Genomic DNA, 16,235 nt, shown 5'->3' on the forward strand with positions numbered 1-16,235 from the left:
GAGGACTTGCTCTGGGCGGTAAAAGCCCCGGTCGCGTGATGCCCAAGGAGCGCTTTTCGTCCTCAGGGGGCCGAGAGCGGTGCAAAACCGCGCGAATTTGCGTCTGAGGGCGCGAAAAGGAAAGGCGCGCCCCGCCAATCAGCGCCTAGGCGAGGACGCAGCTCGTGAAGGCGATGGTTCCGCGGCCGTGGTTGTAGGGGATGCCCGCCGCGGCGCAGACGTCGGAGACGAGCAGGCCGGCGGCCTCCATGGACGTGAGGGCGCGCTCGGGCTGGCGGCAGGGCTCGTCGGGGCAGGTGCACTGCGCGCAGAGCGTGCAGGCGCCGGCGCCCAAAGCCAGCAGCGGCGCTGCGCCCGCCGCGGCGCGGGCTGCGTCGGCGAAGGCGGCGAAGCGGCGCTTGTGGAGCGCCTCGGCCTCCATGATGCCCTCGATGTCGAAGTCGTCCTCCATCGTGCCGACGGTCTGCACGATCACACAGTGCTCGTGCGCGGCGATGCGCGCTGCGAAGTCGTCGAGGGTGCCGCAGGCCGGCGGGCACGTCCAGGTGCGCCCATAGGCCTGGCAGCGGTCGACTGCGCACATGTCGCGCACCTCCGCGCGCACCTGGAGCGCTGTGGCCGGCGCTTGGCCGATGCACTCGAATCCGGCGGCCTCGGCCAAGGCGTGCAGCTGATCGATCATAGGGTGTCCTCCTCGAATCCCATGGCCTCGATGTAGGCATTGTTGAAGGCGGCGTCTCCGGAGAGCTCGCGGTACTCGCACACCGCGGCGATGGCAGCCAGATCGGCGCGTCCCTCGTCGGTGAGCGCCGCGACGGCCCCGCGGCCCGCCGCGTTGCCGAGCGCCGTCGTGCGGCCGGCCAGCGCGGGCGGGATGAGCCCGATGCGCGCGGCGCTCTCGATGCGCAGGTGCGTGCCGAAGCCGCCGGCAAGCGCCAGCTCCTCCACGTCTGCGGCCGTGACGCCCAGGCTGGCCATGAGCACCTCGATGCCGGCGCGGATGGCCGCCTTCGCCAGCTGGGTCTGGCGCACGTCGGCCTGCGAGAGCCACACGCTCCGCGCGGGGTCGAGGTAGCACACCGTCTGGCCGTCCTCCTCGCCGATGAGCGCGGCTAGCGCGGCGGGCGCCTCGTCGGCGGCCTCATCGGCGTCGAGGAGGTAACCCGTCTCGTCGATGAGGCCGGCGTCGAGCAGGCACGCCACCGCGTCGAGCAGGCCCGACCCGCAGAGCCCGCGTGCCGCGCCCTCGCCGATGACGTGGGCACGCAGCCGGTCTTCCTCCAGGATGACCGCCTCGATGGCGCCGGGGAGCGCCGGCATGCCAAAGCTGATGCCCGCGCCCTCGAAGGCAGGGCCGGCGGCCGTGGCGCAGCAGACGACGCGCTCGGCGTTGCCGAGGGCCATCTCGCCGTTGGTGCCGATGTCCACGAACAGCTGGAGCCCGCGTCGCGCGCGCATGCCCGACGCGTGCAGGCCGGCGGTGATGTCGCCGCCGACGTAGGCCGCCACGGCCGGCGTCAGATAGGCGTGCCCGAGCGCGGGGATGGAGCGGGCGGCGGGCGCCGGGTCGCCGGCGCAGGCGCCGTGGGGGGCGGTTTCGGTGGAGTCGGCGTTGGCCGCGACAGCGCGGGCCGCCGCCGGGGCGTCGGTGCGGGCACCGCAGGCGGGTACGGCCGCCGCGGCGCCGGTTACGGCGGAGGCGTCGCCGACGGAGGCGGCGCGGTCGGGTGACGTCGGGTCGCCCCCGCGGCCGTCGCGGGAGGAGGCGTGCGTGCCGCCGGACGCTGCGCATGCTGTGGTTGGCGCGACTCCGCCGGATGTGAGGCTGCCTGCCGCAGCGAGGGGGTCGGCCGTGCTGCCGGTGGCCGTCGCTGCGCCTCCGCGGCCGTCGCTGGCGAGTGCGGCGGAGGAGGCTTTGACGGGCGCCGTGCCCGCGGCGGGCATGTCGGGCGTCCTGGACGCGAGGAGGGAGAGGTCGGCCTCCGCGCCGAAGAGCGAGGGCGGCGTGAAGGGCGCTACGCCGAGCGGCGCTGGGTCGATGCCCGCTACGAGGGACTCCATGACGGTGTTTCCCGCGCAGGAGACGCGCTCGAGGCGCGCCGGATCGATGCCGCGCCGCGCGCACAGCTCGGTGGCGGCGTGCGTGATGGCGCTGCGCACGCCGTCGCGCAGGGTCGCCCGCGCGGTGAGGTCGCTCGCGGCGTCGATGCGCGCGATGACGTCGGCGCCGAAGGGCGCCTGCGGGTTGAGCGCGCCCGTCGTCTCCAGCACGGAGAGGTCTGTCAGATTCACCAGGTAGAACGCGAGGGTGGTGGTGCCGATGTCCACCGCCAGCCCATAGCGACCGTCATCTGCTGCCGCGCCGCCGCGCGTACCGCCGTAGTCCGCCGCCTCCTGCGCCGTCGCGCCAGACGTGCCCCCGGGGCTTTCTGCGCCGCTCGCCGCGTTGCGCTCGGCGCTTGCCGCGGGCTCCCGCGACACCTCCGTTCCCGCTGCGGCCCCGTTTGCCGCGTCGGCCTCTTCCTGCGTTGCCGTGCGGGCTGTTGCGTCCTCGGGGCTCCCCGCGCCCGCGCCGGCCATCGGGGCGGGGCTGGCATTCGCCGCAGGGGTGGTATCCGCGCCCGGTGCCGTCCCCACCCGATGCGCCGCGTTGCCGAAGCCCTCCTCGATGCTCATGGCGGCTAGGTCGTCCAGCAACACCTCCATGCCATCGGCCGCCGGCGTCTGGCAGGCCAGGACGCGCCGCGCGCCGCCCGTCGCGTCATCGTCGGCCAGCGTTACCTCGCAGCGCCCGCAGGTGCCGCCGCCCCCGCAGGGCGCGAGCACCACGATCCCCGCCGCACGCAGCGCCTCGAGCAGCGTCGCGCCCCTGGCGAACGCCACGGACTCCACACGCCCGTTCGCATGCCGCGCCCGCAGCGCGCCGGCGGCCTGAGCAGCCGGCTCCTCCTCGATCCCCATGGCCCCTCCTTTACTAATATATGCTCCTTCGATGATAGGCCATCCGCCCGCCGCCGGCCACCCTTCCGACCAGGGTCGCTTGCACGGAAAAGCTGCGATATGGGCCGTTTGCTTCGAAATTCCGAGGAAGGAAGGCGCCTTCCCCGGTTTCCTCCCAGCGTTTTCCCAGGTCGCGTTTTTCTGCGCTGCCTCAAGAGGGTGAAAAGCACGTCCAATCGGCTCATGAACCTCGGAATTTCGAAGTAAATGGCCCATAACCGGCCTCCTGATTGCACCCGGCCCTCCTTCCGACGGTTTGCTCGCGTGTCCTCCTCCCGAGCGCCCTGCGGCGCCGCCCGCGCCCGCCGTCCGCACGCGCGAATGAGCGGCGGGCGCCTGCTGGCGCGTGCTATGATGGGCAGCGTTGCAGACAAGCACCTTTTCTACCTGCTAGGAGGCTTACATGAGCGTCATCATCGATGTGTACGGGCGCGAGATCCTTGACTCCCGCGGCAACCCCACGGTGGAGGTCGAGGTCGTTCTGGAGGACGGGGCCTACGGGCGCGCGGCCGTTCCGTCGGGCGCGTCGACCGGCGCCTTCGAGGCCGTCGAGCTGCGCGATTGCGATAAGAACCGCTACCTGGGCAAGGGCACGCAGGACGCGGTCGGCCACGTGAACGAGGAGATCGCTGAGGCGCTCCTGGGCAAGGAGGCCGATGACCAGCGCGCCATCGACGCCGCGATGATCGCCGTGGACGGCACCGACAACAAGGGCGCGCTCGGCGCCAACGCCATCTTGGGCGCGTCGCTGGCGGTGGCCCGCGCTGCCGCGGATTCCGCCGACCTGCCGCTGTACAAGTACGTCGGCGGCGTCAACGCGCATCTGCTGCCCACCCCCATGATGAACATCCTCAACGGCGGCGTGCACGCCGACAATAACGTGGACTTCCAGGAGTTCATGATCATGCCCGTCGGCGCCAAGTCCTTCGCGGAGGCCCTGCGCTGGTGCGCCGAGATCTACCACACGCTGAAGAAGGTCCTGCACGACGCGGGCCTCGGCGGCGGCGTGGGCGACGAGGGCGGCTTCGCCCCCAACCTCAAGACCAACGAGGAGCCGCTCGCCTACATCGTGCAGGCCTGCGAGGCGGCCGGCTACAAGCCCGGCACCGACATCATGTTCGCCATGGATCCGGCGTCCACCGAGTTCTACAACGCCGAGACCGGCAAGTACGTCCTGGCTGGCGAGGGCCGCGAGCTCACGAGCGACGAGATGGTGGACTACTGGGAGGCGCTCGTCAACAAGTACCCCATCGTCTCCATCGAGGACGGCATGGCCGAGGAGGACTGGGACGGCTGGAAGGCCCTCACCGAGCGCATCGGCGACCGCGTGCAGCTGGTGGGCGACGACCTGTTCGTCACCAACTCCAAGCGCCTGTCCAAGGGCATCGCGCTGGGCTGCGCTAACGCCATCCTCATCAAGGTGAATCAGATCGGCAGCCTCACTGAGACGCTCGAGGCCATCGAGATGGCCAAGCAGGCCGGCTATGCCTGCGTCATGAGCCATCGCTCCGGCGAGACCGAGGACACTACCATCGCCGACCTGTCCGTGGCGCTCAACACCGGCCAGATCAAGACGGGCGCGCCGTGCCGCTCCGACCGCGTGGCCAAGTACAACCAGCTCATCCGCATCGAGGAGCAGCTGGGCGAGCAGGCCGCCTACGCCGGCATGGACGCTTTCTACAACATCAAGCGCTAGCACCCGCGTCAGCACGCAAGACGGGGAAGGGGGTCGTGCCGCAGGGCGCGGCCCCCTTTGTATAGGGGGGCGAGTCCTGCGTTGCAGGCGAAGCCCCCCCCGGCGAAGCCCCCCCCGGCGAAGCCCCCCCCGGCGAAGCCCCCCCCGGCGAAGCCCCCCCGGCGAGGCCGCGAGCCGGCATATCTGGCCATCCGCGCTGCGACCCCACTCTGACCAGGCGTCATTTCAAACACGCCGAGCGCTTGCCGCCTCGCGCCGGGCCTTTCTGCACGCACCGAAACAAGGGTGTAACAAAGGCAATACGAGCGGGAAACATGGGCGCGGTAACCTCCTTTCCATTGAATGCGAAAGAAGGTGAACATGCGAGAGATGCCATTTGGTGTGACCCCACTGGATTCACGCCTGCGGGAGGGCGCGGTGCGGATCCCGTCAGGATGCGCCATCGCGGCCATCATGGACCGCAGCGGCGCCCGGCACGACGGGTCGGACATCGTGAAGGCCATCGAGCTCATGCACGATCGGAGCAACGGACTCGGCGGCGGATTCGCCGCCTACGGGATATACCCCGCCTACCGGGAGCTCTACGCGTTCCACGTCATGTACGAGAGCCGGGACGCGCGGGCCGAGGTGGAGGCGTACCTGGACACGTACTTCATGTGCGAGAAGCAGGAGCGCATCCCCACCGAGCCCGTCGCGTCCATCAAGAATCCCCCTGACCTGTGGCGCTACTTCGTCGCCCCGCACACCATGCGCCTCAACATGAGCGGGGTCGACGAGGCGGAATACGTCATGCGCCACGTCGTCCGCATCAACAAGAGCGTGGACGGGGCGTTCGTGGCCAGCTCCGGCAAGGACATGGGCGCGTTCAAGGGGGTCGGCTACCCCGAGGACATCGGCGCGTTCTACCGGCTCGACGAGTATCGCGCCTGGGCGTGGACGGCGCACGGGCGCTTTCCCACCAACACGCCGGGCTGGTGGGGCGGCGCGCATCCGTTCACGCTTCTGAACTGGTCGGTCGTCCACAACGGCGAGGTGTCGAGCTATGACGCCAACCGGCGCTACGTGGAGCAGTTCGGCTACTCGTGCGAGCTTCAGACCGACACCGAGGTCATCACCTACCTGTTCGACCTGCTCTGCCGCCGCGACGGCCTGTCTCCGGAGATGGCGGCGCACATCATGACGGCTCCGAGCTGGGATGCCATCGATCGCATGCCGGCCGAGGACGCCGCGTTCGAGACGGCCCTGCGCACGGTGTACGCCAGCGCGCTCGTCAACGGGCCCTTCTCGGTGATCTTGGGATCGGAGGAGGGCATCCTCGCCATCAACGACCGCCTCAAGCTGCGTGCCCTCATGGCGGGGGAGAAGGGCTCGATGGTGTACCTGGCCAGCGAGCAGGCTGCCATCGAGGCGGTGTGCCCCGACGCGGAGAACATCCGCCCGATCGAGGGAGGCGAGCCCTTCGTCGTGCAGCTCGACGAGGTGGCGCGTCGCCAGAACGACCACGACGTCTGGAGCCGCCCGCGCCATGCGCCGCTGGCGCACGAGACCGGCGTGCTGCCGCGAAGAGAGGAGGGCCGCGGACTATGATCGACTTCGCTCTCCCGCGTTACCAGGTGCGCCGCGACGCTGAGGAATGCGTGGGCTGTGGCATCTGCGTGCGCGAGTGCGCCAACGGCGTGCATGTCGCCCGCCCGGGCGAGAAGGTGCCCAAGGCCGACCATCGGAAGTGCGTGAACTGCCTGCGCTGCGTGCTGACGTGCCCCACGCGCGCCCTGACGATCACGCGGTGGCCGCAGGTCGACGGCGGGTCGGCGGTGTGGACGCTCGAGTACATGCAGGACATCGCCACGCAGGCCGCGTCAGGCGGCGTGCTGCTCTCCTCCATGGGAAACCCGCTGCCCTACCCGGTGTACTGGGATCACCTGCTGCTCAACGCGAGCCAGGTGACCAACCCCTCGATCGATCCCCTGCGCGAGCCGATGGAGACCCGCGTGTTCCTGGGCGGCCGCCCCGTGGCGCTCGAGATAGACGAGCGCGCCCGGGCGCTTCGGTCGCCCTTGCCCCCGCAGGTGAAGCTCGACGTGCCCATCATGTTCTCCGCCATGAGCTTCGGCTCGGTGTCGCTCAACACCCAGCGGGCGCTCGCCATGGCGGCCTGCGAGCTCGGCACGCTGTTCAACGTCGGCGAGGGCGGGCTCCATCGCGACCTCGAGCGCTACGCCGACCACGCGGTGGTCCAGGTGGCCTCGGGCCGGTTCGGGGTGGATCCCCGCTACCTCAACGCCGGGGCCATGGTGGAGATAAAGATCGGCCAGGGGGCGAAGCCCGGCATCGGCGGGCACCTGCCCGGCGAGAAGATCACGGCCGAGGTGTCGCGCACGCGCATGATCCCCGAGGGCGCGGACGCCATCTCGCCGGCGCCCCACCACGACATCTACTCGATCGAGGACCTTCGCCAGCTCGTCTACTCGCTGAAGGAGGCCACGCGCTACGAGAAGCCCGTGGCGGTGAAGATCGCGGCGGTCCACAACGCCGCCGCCATCGCGAGCGGCATGGCCCGCGCCGGTGCGGAGGTCATCGTGGTCGACGGGTTCCGCGGCGGCACGGGGGCGGCGCCCAAGCGCATCCGCGACAACGTGGGCGTGCCGGTTGAGCTCGCGCTCGCCTCCATCGACCAGCGCCTGCGCGACGAGGGAATCCGCTCGACAGTGAGCGTGGTGGCGAGCGGCTCGATCCGCACCTCGGCCGACGTGGTGCGCGCCATCGCGCTCGGCGCCGACGCGGTGTCGTGCGGAAGCGCCCCGCTCATCGCGCTGGGCTGCCACCAGTGCGGCGACTGCTCCCGCGGCAGGTGCAACTGGGGCATCGCGACGCAGCGCCCCGAGCTGGTGGAGCGCCTCGACCCCGAGGAGGGGGCCGAGCGCGTGGTCAACCTGGTGCGCGCCTGGACGCACGAGATCCAGGAGATGATGGGCGGCATGGGCATCAACGCGGTCGACAGCCTGCGGGGCAACCGCCTCATGCTGCGGGGCATCGGCCTCACCGACCGCGAGCTCGAGATTCTGGGGGTGAAACATGCAGGCGAATGACGCGAGGACGCTTGCGGGGGCGGCGCCGACGGCGCCCGCCGAGGCTGCTGCGGGGAATTCGGCCGACGCGCGGCCATCCTCTTCCGATCCCTCGTCTGCGCCGACGGAGCACGTGACGCTCGGGGCGCTTCACTTCAAGGAGGCGAACGAGCAGGTGCGCCAGGCGCTCGATCGGACGGACGACGTCGTGCTCGAGGACGTGCGGGCCCAGCGCTACCTGGGCTGCGCGCTGCCTGCGGGCAAGCGCCTGGAGATCCACGGGACGCCCGGCAACGACCTCGCCTGCTTCATGGACGGCGGCACCGTCGAGGTGCTCGGAAACGCCCAGGACCAGGTGGGCAACACGATGAACGACGGCGAGGTGATCGTGCACGGGCGCTGCGGCGATGCGGCCGGCTACGCCATGCGGGGCGGCCGCGTGTTCATCCGCGACGGCTGCGGCTGGCGCGCGGGCATCCACATGAAGGCCTACGATGCGCGCCAGCCCGTCGTGGTGGTGGGCAAGGACGCGGGAAGCTTCCTCGGCGAGTACATGGCGGGCGGCGTCTTCGTGGTGCTCGGCGAGACGGGCGACTACCTCGCGCGCGGCATGCACGGCGGCGTCATCTACCTGAGGCGGCCGCCGCGTGCCGGCGCGCTGTCGGACGAGGTGGTGCTCTCGCGCGTCGACGACGCCGACCTGGCCGTCCTCGGCCCCCTGCTCGCGGAGTATGACCGCTTGTTCGCCTCCGAGCTGGGGTATCGCGTGAGCGAGGAGGCGCCTGGGTTCCTCCGCGTCGCCCCCGCCTCGTCTCGCCCCTACGCGAGCCTGTACGTTCGCTGATCGAAAGTCCGCCAACCAAGGAAAGGGAAGTGCTGACATGAACGTTCCGGAGGAATTCGGAAGCCGGGTGCCCGGCGGACGTGCCGCGGGGGCAATGCCCCCGGCAAAGGAGCGCCGGCCGCTGGAGGCGACCGCCGACGAGGGGGCTCGCCCGGGCTCGGCCATGGCGGCCGCGGGTGCGTGGGGCCGGGCGGTCGTGCGCGATGTTGCCCGCTGCGCGCGCCGGTGCCAGCCGTTTGCGGGCAGCGCCGCCGCGGGCGCGCCGTGCGGGGCTGAGGGCAGGTGAGCGCATGACCAAGTACATATTCGTGACGGGCGGCGTCGTGTCGGGCCTGGGCAAGGGCATCACGGCCGCCTCCCTCGGCCGCCTGCTGAAGGCGCGCGGCCTGCGCGTGGCGGCGCAGAAGCTCGACCCGTACCTCAACGTCGACCCGGGAACGATGAGCCCCTATCAGCATGGCGAGGTCTACGTCACCGAGGACGGCGCCGAGACCGACCTCGACCTGGGGCACTACGAGCGCCTCATCGACGAGGACCTCAACCGCTTCTCGAACCTCACCGCGGGCAAGGTGTACCACACCGTGCTCGAGAAGGAGCGGCGCGGCGCGTACCTGGGGTCAACCGTGCAGGTCATCCCCCATGTGACCGACGAAATCAAGCGGTGCGTCTACGAGGTCGGCCGGCGCACGGGGGCCGACGTCGTCATCACCGAGGTCGGCGGCACGGTCGGCGACATCGAGTCGCAGCCCTTCATCGAGGCCATCCGCCAGATCTCGCTTGAGAGCGCGCCTGAGGACAGCCTGTTCATCCACGTGACGCTCGTTCCCTACCTGCAGGGGTCGGGCGAGCAGAAGTCCAAGCCGACGCAGCGCTCGGTAAAGGAGCTCCAGGGGCTCGGCGTGGCCCCCGATATCATCGTGCTGCGCTGCGACCGGCCCCTCGACGAGGCCGTGTTCTCCAAGATCGCCCTGTTCTGCAACGTGCGGCCCGACTGCGTCATCGAGAACCGCACGCTCGAGAGCCTCTACGAGGCCCCGCTCATGCTCGAGCGCGCCGGCCTGGCCCGCGCGGCGTGCCGCCGGCTGATGCTCGAGGTGCCCGAGCCGGACCTGGGGGAGTGGGAGGCGCTCGTCGGCCGCATCGTCGGCGCGCGGGACGAGGTGCGCATCGGGCTCGTGGGCAAGTACGTCGAGCTCCACGACGCGTACCTCTCGGTTGCCGAGGCGCTGCGCCACGCCGGCTACGCGCACGGCGTGCGGGTGGCGATAGACTGGGTTGACTCGGGCGAGCTCGACGCGAGCACGTGCGCGCGCCGGCTGGGCGGCCTTGACGGCATCATCGTGCCGGGCGGCTTCGGGTCACGCGGCGTCGAGGGCATGGTGAGCGCGGCCCGCTACGCCCGCGAGGAGGGCGTGCCGTTCCTCGGCATCTGCATGGGAATGCAGGCGGCGGTCATCGAGTTCGCCCGCAACGTCGCGGGGCTTGCGCAGGCCGGCTCCGGCGAGTTCGACGAGGCGTGCCCCCAGAAGGTGATCGACTTCATGCCGGGGCAGAGCGCCGATCTGGAGAAGGGCGGCACCCTGCGCCTCGGGGCGTACCCGTGCGCCATCGCGCCGGGCAGCGTGCTCGAGCGCTGCTACGGTGAGCGCCTCGTGGCCGAGCGGCACCGCCACCGGCTCGAGGTGAGCGATGAGTACCGCGCCGTGCTCGCCGACGCGGGCCTGCGGGCGTCGGGCACCTCTCCCGACGGGCGCCTGGTGGAGGCGGTTGAGCTGCCGGACGAGCCGTTCTTCGTGGGCGTGCAGTACCACCCCGAGTTCAAGAGCCGCCCGACGCGCCCGCATCCGCTCTTCCAGGGCTTCATCGGCGCGGCCCGCGCCCGCTCGCGGGAGGACGCGTGATGGGAATCCGCGAGGAATGCGGCGTGATCGGCGTGTTCGCGCCCGGCCCCACGGACGTGGCGAGCATGGTCTTCGGCGGCCTGTTCGCCCTCCAGCATCGCGGCCAGGAGGGCTGCGGCGTGGTGGTGAACGACGACGGGGTGTTCACGTCGCACAAGGACCTCGGCTTGGTGGGCGAGGTGCTCACCCCCGACGTGCTCGCCCGCCTGCCGCGCGGCTCCCTGGCGGTGGGGCACGTGCGCTACGGCACCACCGGCGCCCGCGTGCGCGCCAACTGCCAGCCGATCGAGGTCAACCACCGCAAGGGCCGCATGGCCCTCGCGCACAACGGCAACCTCAGCAACGCCGACGAGCTCCGCTGCGCGCTTGAGCTGGCGGGCGCCATCTTCCACACGACGAGCGACACCGAGACCATCGCCTACGTGGTGACGCGCGAGCGGCTGCGCTGCCCCTCGATAGAAGACGCGCTGTCAGCGGCGATGGACGAGATAGCGGGCGCGTACTCGCTCGTGCTGATGTCGCCGCAGAAGCTCATCTGCGCGCGCGACCCCCACGGCTTCCGCCCGCTGTGCTACGGCGTGACCGACGAGGGCGTCTACGTGGTCGCCTCCGAGAGCTGCGCCCTTGCCGCGGTCGGGGCCCGGTTCCTGCGCGACGTCGAGCCGGGCGAGATCATCGTGTTCACGGCCGAGGGGCCGCAGTCGCGCCGCGAGCACTGCCAAAGCGCCCCGCGGGCCTCGTGCGTGTTCGAGTACATCTACTTCGCGCGCCCCGACTCGGTCGTCGACGGCGTGTCGGTGCACGCCGCCCGCCTGCGCGCGGGCGCCATCCTCGCCGAGGAGCATCCGGTTGACGCGGACGTGGTGGTGGGCGTGCCCGACTCGGGGCTCGATGCGGCGCTCGGCTACGCGCGCGCCTCGGGCATCCCCTGGGGCATGGGGCTCGTGCGCAACCGCTACGTCGGGCGCACGTTCATCTCGCCCGGGCAGAGCGCGCGCCTGGACAAGGTGCGGCTCAAGCTCTCGGCGATGGGGGAGTGCGTGCGCGGGCGGCGCGTGGTGCTCGTCGACGACTCCATCGTGCGCGGTACCACGGCGCGGCGCATCGTCGGGCTCCTGCGCGAGGCCGGCGCCGCCGAGGTTCACCTGCGCATATCCGCGCCGCCGTTTCTGCATCCCTGCTACTATGGCACCGACATCGACTCCGAGGAGCATCTGATCGCATGCCGCTGCAGCGTGCCGGAGATAGCGCGCGAGCTCGGCGCGGACAGCCTGGGCTACCTGCCGGCGGAAAGGCTCGGCGAGCTCGTGGGCGGCGCGGGCGTGTGCGCGGCGTGCTTCGACGGGCGCTATCCCACCGCCGTGCCCGCCTGCGCGCCGAAGAACCGCTTCGAGCGCAAGCTCTCCGAGGGGGAGTGAGGCTCCGCGCGGAGCGGCGGGCGGCCGCGGGGGCCTGAGGGCCCACGCCGTGCCGGGCGCGCCGAGGGCCTCGGCCGGCCGCGCGGGCGCGAAAGAGGAGAAACCGAGGAAAGGAGGGGTCCTATGGGCCTCAAGTTCACCAAGATGCACGGCCTGGGCAACGACTACCTCTACGTGCTGGGAAACCCCGATCGGGCGAAGGAGCGCTACGGCCTGGATGCCGCCGAGCTTTCGATACGCCTGTCCGACAGGCACTTCGGCGTGGGGTCTGACGGCATGATCTGGATTGCCCCCGCAGACGATGCCGACTGCCTGATGCGCATCTTCAACGCAGACGGCAGCGAGGCGATGATGTGCGGCAACGGCGTTCGCTGCGTGGGGAAGTACCTCTACGACAAGGGCCTTGTGGACCGCCTTCAGGTGCGCGTCAAGACGCGCTCGGGCATGAAGGGCCTGGAGCTCTCGCCGGGCCCGGACGGGATGGTCGAGCGGGTCGCCGTGCGCATGGGACGGGCGACGGTCGATGATGAGCGCGTGGTGGAGGCGCTCGGCGCCGAGGTGCAGCTCGTGCCCGTCGACGTGGGCAACCCCCACGCGGTCGTCTTCGTCGAGGACGCCCTTGCCGCCCCGGTCGCGAGCCTCGGCGCGGCGCTTGAGCGCCATGCGGCGTTCCCCGATGGGGTCAACGTCGAGTTCGTCGAGGTGACGGGCGACAACGAGCTGCGCATGCGCGTGTGGGAGCGCGGCAGCGGCATCACCATGGCCTGCGGCACGGGGTCGTGCGCGTCTGCCGCGGCGGCCGTCCGCGCCGGCCTGGCAGACGGCGGGCGCCCCGTGCGCGTGGTCCTCGACGGCGGGGAGCTGCTGATTGAAGTTGCGTCCGACGGGGAGGTCGTCATGACCGGCCCCGCGGCGACGGTATGCGAGGGGGAGGTCGAGCTGTGATCGAGCTGAACCGGCACTACGCCGAGCTGGAGGAGTCGTACCTGTTTGCGGGCATCGCGCAGAAGGTCGCCGCCTACGAGGCGGCCCATCCGGGCGCGCGCATCCTGCGCCTGGGGATAGGGGACGTGTCCCTGCCGCTGCCCGAGGCGGTCATCGCGGCGCTTCACGAGGGCGTCGACGCGCAGGCGCGCGCCGAGACCTTCCAGGGCTACCTTCCCGAATGCGGCGCGCCCTTCCTGCGCGAGGCCATCGCGCGCCAGTACGCGGAGCGGGGAGTGTCGCTCGACGCGGGCGAGGTGTTCGTGTCGAGCGGCGCGAGCGACGAGCTGGGGGACATCCTCGACCTGTTCGACGCCTCGAGCGCGGCGCTCGTCGTGGAGCCCGCCTACCCGGCCTACGTCGACGCCAACGTCATCGCCGGCAGGCGCATCGTGCGGCTGGAGTCGGGCAAGGACGACGGCTTCGCCCCATGGCCCGACCCCGCAGCCGACGCCGACCTGATCTACCTGTGCTCGCCGGGCAACCCCACTGGCGCCCACTTCACGCGCGACAAGCTTAAGGCCTGGGTCGAGTTTGCCAACGCGCGCGGCGCCATCATTCTGTTCGACGCCGCCTATGAGGCGTTCATCTCCGATGCGGACGTGCCTCACAGCATCTTCGAGGTGGAGGGCGCGCGCACCTGCGCGATAGAGATCTGCTCGCTGTCCAAGACGGCGGGCTTCACGGGCACGCGTCTGGGCTACACCGTCATACCCTCCGCCCTCGAGCGCGGCGGCATGAGGCTGGCCGATATGTGGGTGCGCAACCGCACCACTAAGACCAACGGCGTGAGCTTCGTCATACAGCGGGGCGCGGCTGCCGTGTTCACCCCGGAGGGTCGCCGCCAGGCGGAGCGCAACATCGAGGTGTACAAGGGCAACGCGCGCGTCATCAGGGAGGCGCTCGACGCGGTGGGCGTGTGGTACTGCGGCGGCGTGAACGCGCCCTATATGTGGATGGAGTGTCCGCGGGGCCTGGGCAGCTGGGAGTTCTTCGACTACCTGCTTGAGAACGCCCAGGTGGTCGGAACCCCCGGCGTCGGGTTCGGGCCGTGCGGCGAGGGCTTCTTCCGCCTCTCGTCGTTCGGCAGCCCCGAAGACACCGCCGAGGCCATGCGCCGCCTGAGGCGGCTGCTCGCGTAGCCGCGCCGCGCGGTGCGGCGGGCGCGCGGGCGGCGGGCGCGCGGGTGGCGTGCGCGATGGGACGGCGACCGAGGGCTCGCGGCGTGCGCGCAGGACGCGGATCGCGCGCAGGCGGCGGCCACGGGCGCGCGGGCGGCGATGCATCCCGCAGGGCGCGGGCACGCGCGGGCGCGCGGCGATGCGGGCGCGCGGCCTTCCTTTCCGCCGCTTCTTTCCGGGCGTGGATATTCTCAAACGGGTATAATGGCGGCAACCCTATGAACGAGGCGCCGCGCGGGGTCGGCCCTGCGCGGCGCCTTCTTGCGGAAAGGAACGCCCATGACGGACATGATCTCGCTGGAAGAGGCGCGCGAGCTGGTGCTGGCCAAGGTGGCGCCGCTCGGGTCGGAGGAGGTTCCCCTGCTCGACGTGGTGGGCCGCGTGGCCGCCGCCGACCTGACGAGCGACATCGACATCGCCCCCTTCGCGCACTCGGCTATGGACGGCTTCGCCCTGCGGGCTGACGAGATCGCCAGTGCGACCGAGGACGCGCCCGTCGCGCTCAAGGTCATCGCGGAGATCGGCGCGGGGGACGTGTTCTCAGGCGCCATCGCCCCGGGCGAGTGCGTGCGCATCATGACCGGCGCGCCGCTGCCCGACGACGCCGACGCGGTGGTGAAGTACGAGATCGTGGCCGTGCTCGCGGGCGATGGCAAGCCGGGCTCCACCGTGGCGTTCTCCGCTCCGGCGAAGCCGGGCGCGAACGTGCGCGCCGCCGGCGAGGAGGCGTGCGCCGGCGAGGTGGTGGTGGAACGCGGCGAGGTCATCGGCGCGGCAGGCGTGGGCTTCCTCGCCAGCTGCGGCGTGCTCCAGGTGCCCGCCTACGCGCGCCCGCGCGTGGCCATCATCGCCACGGGCAGCGAGCTCGTGCCGCCCGACCAGGTGCCCGGTCCCGGGCAGATCCGCAACTCCAACAGCTACGCCATGGCCGCCTGCGCCCAGGAGGCGGGCGCCGTGCCTGTGGTGCTGCCCATAGTCGCGGACACCTTCGAGGCCCTGCGCGACGCCGTGGACGCCGCCACGCGCGAGTACGACTTCGTGGTGACCACCGGCGGCGCGGCCAACGGCGACTTCGACTTCATCAAGCCGGTCGTGGAGGAGCTCGGCGAGCTGCTCATGACGTCGGTCAACATGCGCCCCGGCAAGGCGCAGACGTTCGGCCTGGTCAACGGCACGCCTGTCTTCGGCCTGCCGGGCAACCCCGCGGCGGCCTACTGCGGCTTCGAGCTCATCATCCGCGCGGCGCTGCGCAAGATGCAGGGCTTCTCGCACCTTGACCGCCCCGCGGTGCAGGCGCGCCTGACCGCGCCGGTGCGCAAGAAGGACGTGCGTCGCCTGTTCAGCCGCTCCACGCTCACGCGCGCGGCCGACGGCGCCTTCGAGGTGACGCCCGCGAAGAACCAGAGCTCGGGCCTGTTCGGCCCCATCCAGAAGTCGAACTGCCTGGCCTCCATACCCGAGGGCCCGCAGATGCTCGAGCCGGGCGATGCGGTGGAGTGCATCCTGCTCGACGTATCTGAGGAAGTGCCGCTGTAGGGAAGGCCCGCGTCCGCGCCCGCTTCAGCGGGCGCCTCGCCTGCGGGTGCCCGTCCGGGGCGCCGCGGACCCCCGCCCCCGCCTGTTCCGCCGAACGAAAGGAACCCCCATGTCCCACGATCATTCCGCTCAGCCCGTCACCTTCGCCATCGTCACCTGCTCTGACACGCGCTCGATGGCCGAGGACGCTGCCGGCGCCGCGCTCGAGCGCCTCATCGCCGAGGCGGGCTGGACGTGCGCATCCCACGTGGTGGTGCGTGACGAGCGCGCCGACATCGCGGCGGCCATCGTCGAGGCCGCCGACGCGCCGGAGGTGGACGTCGTGCTCACCTGCGGCGGCAGCGGGCTGTCGCTGCGCGACGTGACGCCCGAGGCCACCCGCGACGTGTGCGACCGCGACGTGCCCGGCATCGCCGAGGCCATGCGCTACCACAGCCTCCAGATCACGCCCTTCGCCATGCTCTCGCGCGCCGTGTGCATGCAGCGCGGGCGCACGCTCGTGGTCAACCTGCCCGGCTCCACCAAGGCGGCCACCGAGAACTGGGAGGGCATCGTGGCGGCGCTGCCCCACGCCGTGAAGATGATGGCCGGCGGCGGGCACGAGTAG

The 16,235-nt window shown here is 71.3% G+C and carries 12 protein-coding genes; 10 read left to right on the forward strand and 2 right to left on the reverse strand.

Translation table 11 applies throughout. The features are described from left to right. Positions 1-145: 145 nt before the first annotated feature. Positions 146-682 carry a DUF2284 domain-containing protein gene (locus tag AC6I0Y_RS02350; protein WP_160710476.1) on the reverse strand — a complete coding sequence of 179 codons (537 nt, stop codon included), beginning with the start codon at positions 680-682 and terminating at the stop codon, positions 146-148. Then, positions 679-2,961, reverse strand: a complete 2,283-nt coding sequence (locus AC6I0Y_RS02355) for an ASKHA domain-containing protein (protein ID WP_497732845.1) — start codon at positions 2,959-2,961, stop codon at positions 679-681. The genes AC6I0Y_RS02350 and AC6I0Y_RS02355 overlap by 4 nt, the downstream gene beginning before the upstream one ends. A gap of 442 nt (positions 2,962-3,403) precedes the next feature. Between AC6I0Y_RS02355 and eno the strand changes: the two genes are divergently transcribed. The 10 genes from eno (at position 3,404) to AC6I0Y_RS02405 (ending at position 16,235) form a co-directional block, all read left to right on the forward strand. Continuing rightward, positions 3,404-4,696, forward strand: a complete 1,293-nt coding sequence (gene eno, locus AC6I0Y_RS02360; protein WP_160710547.1) for a phosphopyruvate hydratase — start codon at positions 3,404-3,406, stop codon at positions 4,694-4,696. Between the two features lie 381 nt (positions 4,697-5,077). Further along, positions 5,078-6,283 (forward strand): class II glutamine amidotransferase, encoded by a 1,206-nt coding sequence (locus AC6I0Y_RS02365; protein ID WP_370520327.1) that lies wholly within the window; start codon positions 5,078-5,080, stop codon positions 6,281-6,283. After that, positions 6,280-7,785, forward strand: coding sequence for a glutamate synthase-related protein (locus tag AC6I0Y_RS02370; protein WP_160710309.1), 1,506 nt, complete (start codon positions 6,280-6,282; stop codon positions 7,783-7,785). Before AC6I0Y_RS02365 ends, AC6I0Y_RS02370 begins: the two co-directional genes overlap by 4 nt. Continuing rightward, positions 7,772-8,608, forward strand: coding sequence for a GltB/FmdC/FwdC-like GXGXG domain-containing protein (locus tag AC6I0Y_RS02375; protein WP_497732846.1), 837 nt, complete (start codon positions 7,772-7,774; stop codon positions 8,606-8,608). The genes AC6I0Y_RS02370 and AC6I0Y_RS02375 overlap by 14 nt, the downstream gene beginning before the upstream one ends. A 290-nt stretch (positions 8,609-8,898) precedes the next feature. Next, the gene (pyrG, locus tag AC6I0Y_RS02380) at positions 8,899-10,509 is read left to right on the forward strand and encodes a CTP synthase (protein ID WP_497732847.1); all 1,611 of its coding nucleotides are present in this window, start codon (positions 8,899-8,901) and stop codon (positions 10,507-10,509) included. After that, positions 10,509-11,927, forward strand: a complete 1,419-nt coding sequence (gene purF, locus AC6I0Y_RS02385) for an amidophosphoribosyltransferase (RefSeq protein ID WP_497732848.1) — start codon at positions 10,509-10,511, stop codon at positions 11,925-11,927. Before pyrG ends, purF begins: the two co-directional genes overlap by 1 nt. A 123-nt stretch (positions 11,928-12,050) precedes the next feature. Further along, on the forward strand, positions 12,051-12,872 hold the full coding sequence (dapF, locus tag AC6I0Y_RS02390; RefSeq protein WP_497732849.1) for a diaminopimelate epimerase: 822 nt from the start codon (positions 12,051-12,053) through the stop codon (positions 12,870-12,872). Further along, positions 12,869-14,053 (forward strand): LL-diaminopimelate aminotransferase, encoded by a 1,185-nt coding sequence (locus tag AC6I0Y_RS02395; protein WP_497732850.1) that lies wholly within the window; start codon positions 12,869-12,871, stop codon positions 14,051-14,053. The genes dapF and AC6I0Y_RS02395 overlap by 4 nt, the downstream gene beginning before the upstream one ends. 318 nt (positions 14,054-14,371) lie before the next feature. Beyond that, entirely contained in the window at positions 14,372-15,628 is a 1,257-nt protein-coding gene (locus AC6I0Y_RS02400; protein WP_497732851.1) for a molybdopterin molybdotransferase MoeA, read from the forward strand. A gap of 109 nt (positions 15,629-15,737) precedes the next feature. Further along, positions 15,738-16,235, forward strand: a complete 498-nt coding sequence (locus tag AC6I0Y_RS02405; protein WP_160710366.1) for a MogA/MoaB family molybdenum cofactor biosynthesis protein — start codon at positions 15,738-15,740, stop codon at positions 16,233-16,235.

The sequence above is a fragment of the Adlercreutzia sp. St.1H8 genome, assembly GCF_059728655.1.